The organism is uncultured Algibacter sp., assembly GCF_947495675.1.
Lineage (GTDB): Bacteria > Bacteroidota > Bacteroidia > Flavobacteriales > Flavobacteriaceae > Algibacter_B.
Genome location: NZ_CANLZX010000008.1, coordinates 139,670 through 149,419, shown reverse-complemented (window position 1 = coordinate 149,419; position 9,750 = coordinate 139,670). Strand labels below are relative to the sequence as shown.

Sequence of the window (9,750 nt, the reverse complement as noted above, 5' to 3'; positions counted from 1 at the left end):
TTTTAATTGTACTAAAAAAGACATAACAGATTTTAGTATCCCATCTTCAACCAAAAAAATTAGAGTTATTGAGGCTTTAGAAGGGCAGTTGGTTACAAAAGAATTAATTGAAAAAGCTAAAATTAAAAACGGAAATATAGTTTCAAATATTGATAAAGATATTTTAAAAATGACCGTTGTTAATCGTTATGAAAACCAAAAACCTGCTTTGGCATTTATCAAAAATTTCGGGTTAAAAGAAGGAGCCATAGCATCTTCTGTAGGTCATGATTCTCATAATATTATTGCTGTTGGTGTTTCCGATGAGGCTATTTGCAAAGCAGTTAATTTAATTATAAAAAACAAAGGTGGTATTTGTGCTATTTCTAATTCTGAAGAGCACATAGTATCACTACCAGTAGCAGGAATAATGAGCGATAAAGATGGCGCCACTATTGGTAAACAATATGCAGCGCTTGATACTATAGCAAAGCAACTAGGTAGTAAATTACATGCGCCTTATATGACACTATCTTTTATGGCTTTATTAGTTATACCATCACTAAAATTAAGCGATAAAGGTTTGTTTAATGGAACCGATTTTAGTTTCACATCTTTAGAAGTAAAATAGTTTATGCCAATAATAAAATCATCTTATAAGCCTCGTTTTTATTTTAAAAACGGTTTTGTTTCAACAGTATATTCTGGCTTATTAAGGCGTGTTTCTATTAAACAAGAACGGGAACGCATCACTTTAAAAGATGGAGATTTTTTAGATTTAGATTGGAGTTATTCAAATAAAAAAACCAATAAGCTCATTATTTTGCTTCATGGTTTGGAAGGAAACGGACAGCGTCCTTACATGACAGGAACCGCTAAACTATTTAATAAAAATAATTTTGATGCTGTAAGTGTAAATTTTAGAGGTTGTAGTGGTGAAGATAATTTAAAATATTACAGTTACCATTCTGGTGCAACCGCAGATTTAGAAGCTGTAATAGAGCATACTACCACTAATAAAAACTATTCTGAAATATATTTAAAAGGTATTAGCTTAGGCGCAAATATTATACTTAAGTATTTGGGCGAAAGAGCGCTTGTACCAACACAAATAAAATCTGCAATAGCGGTTTCTGTGCCTTGTTATTTAACAGGTTCTGCAAGAGAGTTACACACATTTAAAAATAAGTTATATCACGATAGATTTTTAAAGCATTTAGTAAATAAACTTAAAGCAAAACAAAAACGCTATCCAGAATTATTAACTAAACAAGTACTAGAATCAATTAAAACTCTAACAGATTTTGATAATGTTTATACAGCCAAAGCGCATGGTTTTGAAGATGCTTTAGATTATTATGTGCGATGTAGCAGCCTGCAATTCTTACCTAATATAAAAGTGCCAACATTAATTATAAACGCGTTGAATGATTCTTTTTTATCTCCAGAATGTTATCCCATAAACGAAGCTAAAAACAATTCTAATTTATATTTAGAAATGCCAAATCATGGCGGACACGCTGGTTTTGTTGATAAAAGCAATGTATATTATAACGAAAAACGCGCATTAAGCTTTTGCTTAAAACATAATAAATAACTGAGTTTATAGCAGTTATTGTTTAAGTTTAAAGAGTTTAAAAGATTCGTTTATACTATAATTTTATTTTGTTATTTTAATAGAAAATAAAAACATTTATTAAAATGAGTTTATCGCCAGAAGAAAAGGCCAATACCCCAGAAGAATTTTTAGATTTAAAAATCACCAAACCATCTGAAAATAGTGTGGGGTTTCCAGCAATAAAAAATTCAATAGGGCAAGTATCAAAATACATGAATGCTGCTGATGCTTTTAAGTTAACGCTTAAAATGAATCAAAAAGGCGGTTTTGATTGTCCAGGTTGTGCATGGCCAGATCCAGACGATGAACGATCATCTTTAGGTGAGTTTTGCGAAAATGGTATAAAAGCCATTGCTGAAGAAGCTCAAAATAAAACCATAGGAGCCGAATTTTTTGCTAAACATAGCATTGATGACATGTCTGGTTGGTCTGATTTTCAAATAGGGAAATCTGGTCGATTATCAGAACCTATGTTTTTAAGTGAAGGTGCAACGCATTACCAGCCCATTTCTTGGGAAGCGGCTTTTAAAAAGGTTGGCGAGAAATTGAATAATTTAAACCACCCTGATGAAGCTGTTTTTTATACCTCTGGCAGAACAACAAACGAAGCCGCCTTTTTGTATCAATTATTTGTTAGAGAATATGGCACCTCTAATCTTCCAGATTGTTCAAATATGTGTCATGAAGCAAGCGGAAGTGCTTTGTCTGAAACTTTAGGAATAGGTAAGGGGTCTGTAACTTTAGATGATTTATATAAAGCAGAATTGGTTATGATTGTTGGGCAAAACCCAGGGACAAACCATCCAAGAATGTTAACGGCTTTAGAAAAAACTAAAAAAAATGGTGGTAAAATAATAACTATTAACCCGCTTCCAGAAGCTGGATTAATGAAATTTACTAATCCGCAAAATCCAATAAAAATATTAAAAGGAGGCGTGCAAATAACAGATGTTTTTGTACCTATTACCATCAACGGAGATGTAGCATTTTTTAAAGCAATTCTGTTAAAATTATTGGAAAAAGAAGAAGCTGAAGGCAATGTATTTGATAAATCATTTATTAATGAATACACCTCTGGATATGATGCATTTATTACAGATTTAAAGAAGTATCATTTTGAAACATGTTTAAAAGCCTCAGGAGTATCGTTAGAAATTTTTAATGATGTTCTTGATTTAATTTTAACTAACAATAAAATCATTATTTGTTGGGCTATGGGCTTAACACAACATGAAAATGCCGTTGATAATATTCGCGAAATTGTTAATTTATTATTATTAAAAGGTAGTATAGGAAAAGAAGGCGCAGGTACGTGTCCGGTTCGTGGGCACTCCAATGTGCAAGGCGATAGAACCGTTGGTATCTGGGAATCTGCTCCGCAAGCATTTCTTGATAAAATAGAAAGTAAATACGGCTTTAAACCAACAAATAAGCACGGTTATTCAGTTATTGACTCTATAAAAGCGATGTACGAGAAAAAAGCAAAAGTCTTTTTTGGAATGGGAGGAAATTTTATTTCTGCAGTACCAGATACAGCATATTCAGCACAGGCAATTGCTAATTGTGATTTAACGGTACACGTAAGTACAAAACTTAATCGATCTCATTTAGTAACAGGAAAAGAGGCTTTAATTTTACCTTGTTTAGGGCGAACAGAAAAGGATTATCAAAAAACAGGAGTTCAAATACAAAGTGTAGAAAACTCAATGGGTGTTGTGCATACAACAAAAGGAGTTTTAGAACCTTGCTCCGAAAACTTATTGAGTGAAGTTGCCGTTGTTTGCGGTATAGCACATGCTACTTTAAAAGAAAACACTAAAGTTAATTGGTTACAATACAAAGAAGACTACAGTTTAGTACGTGATGATATTGCCGAGGTTGTAACCGGATTTACAGATTATAATAAAAAATTAAAACAGCCATCTGGGTTTTATTTGCCAAATGGCGCAAGAATAAGAAACTTTAAAACTAAAACAGGAAAAGCAAATTTTTCAATTAATAAACTTCCTGCTTGGGAATTAAAAGAAGGTGAATTAATAATGATGACCATTCGTAGTCATGATCAATTCAACACCACTATTTACGGTTTAGATGACAGGTATAGAGGTGTTTTTAATGAAAGACGAGTCATTTTTATGAATCGTGACGATATGAAAAAGCGCCATCTAAAAGAGAAAGATGTAGTTAATCTAAAATCTGAATATAACGGTACTATTCGCAAAGCTCATAATTTTAAAGTTGTTGGTTATAATATTCCTGTTAATTGTTGTGCAACATATTTTCCTGAAACCAATATACTAGTGCCTTTAGATTCTTATGCACATACAGCTAAAACTCCGGCATCAAAAAGTGTTAAAATCACAATTGAAGAGGCTTAAGTAATAATTAAACGCTCTTATAATTAAAAATTTGTATCTCTATTTATAGAAATAATACAATTTGTTGTTTACACTCTAAAGTACCATTTTATAAGCTACTTAACCAATTTTAAAATTGAATAATTACCATTCGTCTATATAAAATAGTCATCAATCTATAGATTAAAATTGTTATAAAGAATTTATTAATTAAAAACATATTTGTGTTACATCTTTGTACCATAATAAAAAAATTAATTTATTAAATCCTTCAAAAATGAGGCTTAAAATAAAAGTTGGTAGCATGAGTTTAAACCTTTCCATAGGCTTAAAAATCAAAAAAAAAGAAAATTCATTAGAGACTAAAACTAATGAATTTAATAACCTACCAAATAGAGACATAAGTTCGGTATTAAATAAAAATTTATTGCATTTAAATTTTATTGAAAAATTAGAAATGAATTATACTAATGATCAATTAAAATCTTTGCCATACTTGCAAGAGCTTAAAAACATTAAGTTTGAAGCACAAAAAAACACTCTAGAGCTATTTAACAAAGAAGTAGCTTAAAATTTCTCCAAAAACCATTCGTCGACACTTAAGCGTTATTCACCGACACTAAATTTGAGTTAAACGAACTAGAATTTATCTTACAATTTAATACTTTAGTTTTGACAACGAACAATAAACTAAAAGTAAAAAACATGAAAGCTTTAAACATTTTATTAATAGAAGATGATATGATTGAAGTGATGAAATTTAATAGAACTATTTCATCATTAAAATTGAATCATAAAATAACAGAGGCTAATAATGGTGAAGAAGCTTTAAAAATTTTAGAAAAAAAAGACGAATTACCTGACATAATTTTGTTAGATTTGAACATGCCCAAAATTAGTGGTATTGAATTTTTAAGTATTCTAAAAAATGATGACATTTTAAAATATATACCTACCATAATTTTAACTACTTCTAGTAATCAAAAAGATTTATTAGAATGTTATAAAATAGGTATTGCAGGTTATGTTTTAAAACCTTTAAAATATGAGGAGTATACTTCTAAAATTGAAAAATTATTGGCTTATTGGAGTATTAATGAATTAAAACAAATATAATGAAAGGAATAGTTTTTACAGAGTTCTTAGAGTTAGTTGAAGATAAGTTTGGTCTAGAAATGGTAGATAATATTATCTCAAGTTCTACCTTAGAATCAGAAGGTGTTTATACAGCCGTAGGAACTTATAGTTTTTCTGAAATGCTACAATTATTACAGCATTTAAGTGAAAATACAGGAATATCTATTGATAATTTACTTTTAGTTTATGCAGAGCACTTTTTTAGTGTTATAGAAAAAAGTTATCCAGATCTTTTAGCAACCTATAAAGACCCAATTGAAATGATTTCATCTATAGAAAATCATATTCATGTAGAAGTTAGAAAAATATACCCAGATGCAGAATTACCTACTTTTGAAGTTGTAGAAAAAACAGAAGATTCATTAGTAATGATCTACACATCAAGTAGAGCCATGCATCATTTTGGCTTAGGTTTAATGAATAAAACATTTGAACATTTTGATTCGACTGCAAAAATAGATTTAGAAAAAATTAAAGAAGACGGAACAGAAGTTAGATTTGTTATTCATAAAAATTAATGAGTCAAAATCAAGCTGAAATATTAGAACGTGCTTTAAAAAGAGAAAAAGCTGCTAGAAAAGCAGCAGAAAAAATTCTTGAAGAAAAATCAAGAGAATTATATTTTACTTCCCAACGCTTAGAACAACTACTAGACGAGAAATCTTCACAACTTCAAGGTGTATTTGAAAATATTGTAGATGCATACGTTGTAATGGATTTACAAGGTAATATCTTAAAATTTAATGAAGCAGCAACCAAGTTATTTGGTTACGATATTACTAGAGATAAGGTAAACGTTACTAAACTTATTTATAAAGAAGACTACGAATATGCGATGTCTTCTTTTTTAGAATTATCCAACAAAGGCTATTTTAAAGATTATGAGGCAAGAGTGTATACCAAATCAAAAGAGGTGAAATGGGTACACATAAATGCAAGTATTATTTTTGATAAAAATAAAAAACCAGTTGCAGCTCAAGGTATTGTTCGAGATATATCAGACCAAAAAATATCAGAAGAAAAATTAATAGAATCTGAAAACAGACTAGCATCACTAGTTGTAAATTTAGATAGTGGTATTGTATTAGAAGACCAAAACAGAAAAATTGTACTTACAAATAATAAATTCTGTGAGCTTTTTAATATTGATGCAAATCCATCAGATTTAATAGGGATGGATTGTAAAGCTTCATCAGAGCAAAACAAAGTGTTGTTTATAAATCCAGAAGCTTTCTTAGAAAGAATGCGAGCCATACATCAAAATAAAAAAACAGTTTTAGGTGACGAGCTAGAAATGCTAGATGGTAAAATACTTGAGCGCAATTATATACCAATAGTAACAAATGGTTCAACCAAAGGCTATTTATGGACGTTTAAAGATGTAACCCTAAATAGAACTTATAGAAAAAGTATAGAAGCACAAAAACAAAAGTACTACAACATTATTGCTAACATGAATTTAGGTTTAGCAGAAGTTAATATCAACGACGAAATCTTAATGATTAACCAGAGTTTTACAGAAATGTCTGGTTATAGTGAAGAAGAAGTATTAGGGAAAAATGCTGGAGAATTATTTGCTATTGATGGAGGTTCTGAAATTATAAAAGAACAGAATAAAAAACGCCAAAAAGGGGAATCTAATTCTTATGAACTTAAGGCTAAAAATAAAGCAGGAGAAGTTAGGTATTGGTTAATAAGTGGCGCGCCTAATTATAATTTAGAAGGAGAATTAGTTGGTTCTATTGGTATACATTTAGATATTACCGAACTTAAAAATCTAGAACTTCAAAAAGAGAAACTACTTTCTAAACTAGAAAGAAGTAATGATGAATTACAAGAGTATGCACATATAGTATCTCACGATTTAAAATCACCATTAAGAAGTATTAATGCTTTAATAACCTGGATTAAAGAAGATAATGTTGGGAAGTTAGATGATGTAAGTTTACAAAACTTAGCACTTGTTGATACTACTTTAGAAAAAATGGAACAACTTATTACAGATGTTTTAAATTATTCTAGTGTTGGTACAGATGAAAATGAAAAAGTAAATGTTAATCTGGATGAAGTTGTTACAGATTTAATTCAAATAATGTACAAACCAGACCATGTAACTGTCGAGGTATTAAATACACTTCCAACATTAAAAGGTGATAGTACTAAATTACAACAAGTGTTTCAAAACCTTATTAGTAATGCCATTAAATTTATAGATAAAGAACAAGGTTTTGTTAAAGTGGATGTAAAAGATGTTAAAACACATTATCAATTTTCAATTTCTGACAATGGTATGGGAATTGAGAAAAAATTTCACAATAAAATTTTTAAAGTATTTCATGCTTTAAATAAAAGTAAAGATTCTACAGGAATTGGGTTATCCATAGTAAAAAAGATAGTTGATTTACATGAAGGAGACATATGGTTAGAAAGTGAACCAAATATAGGAACAACATTCTTTTTTACACTAAAAAAATAATTTATGAAAACGGTACAATTAGTAAAACATAAAAATAAAGATTGGGAATATGTTAAAGCAAAACAAGAACTAAAAGAACCTTTAGTCTTAGTATTTGGTAATAGATATATGCTAGAAGGTCCTACAGTATATGAGGATATTAAGCAACTTTTTCCTGATGGACATATAGTTTTTGCATCTTCGTGTGCAGAGATTTCGTCAAATACAGTAAATCAAGAAAGTATAACTATCACAGCTATAGAGTTTGAAAAAAGCACTTTTCAAATAAAAACAAGTAACGTTTTAAATGCAGATTTAGATAGTTATAAAACAGGAAACGATTTAATAAATCAACTTCCACAAGAAGATTTAAAATACGTATTAGTAGTTTCAGAAGGTAGTTTTATTAACGGAAGCCAACTTACCAAAGGTATGAGTGCCTCTACAGATGAAAATATATTAATAACTGGTGGGTTATGTGGTGACGATGATCGTTTTGAAAAAACCTTAGCATCATATAATGAAAACCCTAAAGAAGGCGAGTTAGTGGCTATTGGTTTTTATGGAGATTCATTAGAAGTATCATTCTCAATTCATGGCGGATGGACACCTTTTGGACCAGAACGTATAGTAACAAAATCTGAAGGAAATACCTTGTATGAGTTAGATGGTCAACCGGCTTTAGATTTATATAAAAGTTATTTAGGTGATAAAGCTAAAGACTTGCCAGGAGCTGCATTATTGTATCCATTAAATGTGAAATCTACAGACGAAAATCAATCTATTGTAAGGTCTATATTAAATATAAATGAACAAGAAAATGCTGTAATTTTAGCTGGAGATATTAAAGAAAACTCTAAAGTACAGCTCATGATGACTAATGTAGATAATATTGCAAATGCATCAGAACGTGCTGCAACACAAGCCTTAGAATATCGAAAAAATAAGCCAGAATTAGCGTTGTTAGTAAGTTGTATTGGTAGAAAATTAGTTTTAGACCAACGTGTAGAAGAAGAAATAGAAGAAGTTATTGAAGTAATAGGTAATGACGCTGTAATTAGTGGTTTTTATTCCTATGGAGAAATTGCTCCTTTTCATGGCGAAGTATCTTGCCAATTACATAATCAAACCATGACCATAACGCTAATAAGCGAATAATGAATTCACTCTTAAAAAGACAAATACGTAAATATTTAAGTGAAGAATTAAAAAACAATGAAGAATTAACTGAGTTTCTTAATGCTGTAGACTTGTCGTACAATAATTTTGACGAACAGTCTAAAATGATTCAAAGAGCCATGGCTATTAGTTCTGATGAATTATATGCTGCAAACAGAAAATTACAAAAAGAAGCAGACGAGCAAAAAGAAGTAATTGAAAAATTAAAAAGTGTTATCGATACACTAAAATTTTATAATTTAAAAGAAGAAGATAAACAAGAAAATGTTGAGCTAACAGGTTCTAATTTGGTTGATTTTATTGATGATCAAACCAAAGAAATTATAGAAATAAACAAGCAAAAACAATCGCTTTTAAATGAGTTAGCTCACCAAAATCAAGAACTTAGTGATTATGCTCACATGGTATCTCACGATTTAAAATCTCCACTACGTAGCATAGACACTTTAACAGCTTGGTTAAAAGAAGATTATGAAAAATTGTTTGATGATAATGGTAAAAACACATTAAGTTTAATTAGAAATAATGTTGAAAAAATGGATACCTTAATTAATGGTATTTTAGAGTATTCAACCATTGGTAAGGAACAAATTGAAGTTTACGATGTAGATGTAAATAATTTAGTTGACAGTATATTAAACATCATTCAAATTCCAAAACATATCACCATTACAAAAAGCAATTTGCCAACAGTAAAAGGTGATAAATATAGATTGCAACAATTGTTTCAAAACCTAATTGCTAATGCCATAAAATATAACGATAAAGAGCAAGGAACTATAGAAGTTGGTGTTGAAGAAAAAAAGAAACATTGGCAATTTTATATAAAAGATAATGGAAAAGGTATTGAAGAACAATATTTTAAAAAAATATTTAAAACCTTTGAAAAGTTAGAAAACACCCCAGAATCTTCGGGTATAGGTTTGTCTATAGTAAAAAAAATAGTAGAATTATACGGTGGAAAAATTTGGGTTGAATCTAAATTAAATGAAGGTTCGACTTTCTATTTCACAATAAAAAAATAA

The 9,750-nt window shown here is 29.7% G+C and carries 9 protein-coding genes; all 9 read left to right on the top strand.

Features of this window, described 5'->3' with window-relative positions:
- On the top strand, positions 1-610 hold a 610-nt coding region (locus Q0842_RS07635), incomplete at its 5' end, for an adenine deaminase C-terminal domain-containing protein (protein ID WP_298496319.1).
- 3 nt (positions 611-613) lie between these two features.
- On the top strand, positions 614-1,576 hold the full coding sequence (locus Q0842_RS07630; RefSeq protein WP_298496316.1) for an alpha/beta fold hydrolase: 963 nt from the start codon (positions 614-616) through the stop codon (positions 1,574-1,576).
- Positions 1,577-1,680: 104 nt separating this feature from the next.
- Positions 1,681-3,975, top strand: a complete 2,295-nt coding sequence (locus tag Q0842_RS07625) for an FdhF/YdeP family oxidoreductase (protein WP_298496314.1) — start codon at positions 1,681-1,683, stop codon at positions 3,973-3,975.
- Positions 3,976-4,231: 256 nt separating this feature from the next.
- Positions 4,232-4,525 carry a hypothetical protein gene (locus Q0842_RS07620; protein WP_298496311.1) on the top strand — a complete coding sequence of 98 codons (294 nt, stop codon included), beginning with the start codon at positions 4,232-4,234 and terminating at the stop codon, positions 4,523-4,525.
- A 134-nt stretch (positions 4,526-4,659) separates the two neighbouring features.
- Positions 4,660-5,070 carry a response regulator gene (locus Q0842_RS07615; RefSeq protein ID WP_298496309.1) on the top strand — a complete coding sequence of 137 codons (411 nt, stop codon included), beginning with the start codon at positions 4,660-4,662 and terminating at the stop codon, positions 5,068-5,070.
- Positions 5,070-5,609 carry a heme NO-binding domain-containing protein gene (locus Q0842_RS07610; RefSeq protein ID WP_298496307.1) on the top strand — a complete coding sequence of 180 codons (540 nt, stop codon included), beginning with the start codon at positions 5,070-5,072 and terminating at the stop codon, positions 5,607-5,609. The genes Q0842_RS07615 and Q0842_RS07610 overlap by 1 nt, the downstream gene beginning before the upstream one ends.
- Complete coding sequence (locus tag Q0842_RS07605; protein WP_298496305.1) at positions 5,609-7,567, top strand: PAS domain S-box protein; 1,959 nt, start codon at positions 5,609-5,611, stop codon at positions 7,565-7,567. Before Q0842_RS07610 ends, Q0842_RS07605 begins: the two co-directional genes overlap by 1 nt.
- A 3-nt stretch (positions 7,568-7,570) precedes the next feature.
- Positions 7,571-8,704 (top strand): FIST N-terminal domain-containing protein, encoded by a 1,134-nt coding sequence (locus Q0842_RS07600; RefSeq protein ID WP_298496302.1) that lies wholly within the window; start codon positions 7,571-7,573, stop codon positions 8,702-8,704.
- The gene (locus tag Q0842_RS07595) at positions 8,704-9,750 is read left to right on the top strand and encodes an ATP-binding protein (RefSeq protein ID WP_298496300.1); all 1,047 of its coding nucleotides are present in this window, start codon (positions 8,704-8,706) and stop codon (positions 9,748-9,750) included. The genes Q0842_RS07600 and Q0842_RS07595 overlap by 1 nt, the downstream gene beginning before the upstream one ends.

Coding starts and splice junctions, on each gene's coding strand:
- Q0842_RS07615 (WP_298496309.1), top strand. CDS start 4,660: ATGAAAGCTTTAAACATTTTATTAATAGAAGATGATATGATTGAAGTG.
- Q0842_RS07595 (WP_298496300.1), top strand. CDS start 8,704: ATGAATTCACTCTTAAAAAGACAAATACGTAAATATTTAAGTGAAGAA.
- Q0842_RS07605 (WP_298496305.1), top strand. CDS start 5,609: ATGAGTCAAAATCAAGCTGAAATATTAGAACGTGCTTTAAAAAGAGAA.
- Q0842_RS07600 (WP_298496302.1), top strand. CDS start 7,571: ATGAAAACGGTACAATTAGTAAAACATAAAAATAAAGATTGGGAATAT.
- Q0842_RS07620 (WP_298496311.1), top strand. CDS start 4,232: ATGAGGCTTAAAATAAAAGTTGGTAGCATGAGTTTAAACCTTTCCATA.
- Q0842_RS07630 (WP_298496316.1), top strand. CDS start 614: ATGCCAATAATAAAATCATCTTATAAGCCTCGTTTTTATTTTAAAAAC.
- Q0842_RS07625 (WP_298496314.1), top strand. CDS start 1,681: ATGAGTTTATCGCCAGAAGAAAAGGCCAATACCCCAGAAGAATTTTTA.
- Q0842_RS07610 (WP_298496307.1), top strand. CDS start 5,070: ATGAAAGGAATAGTTTTTACAGAGTTCTTAGAGTTAGTTGAAGATAAG.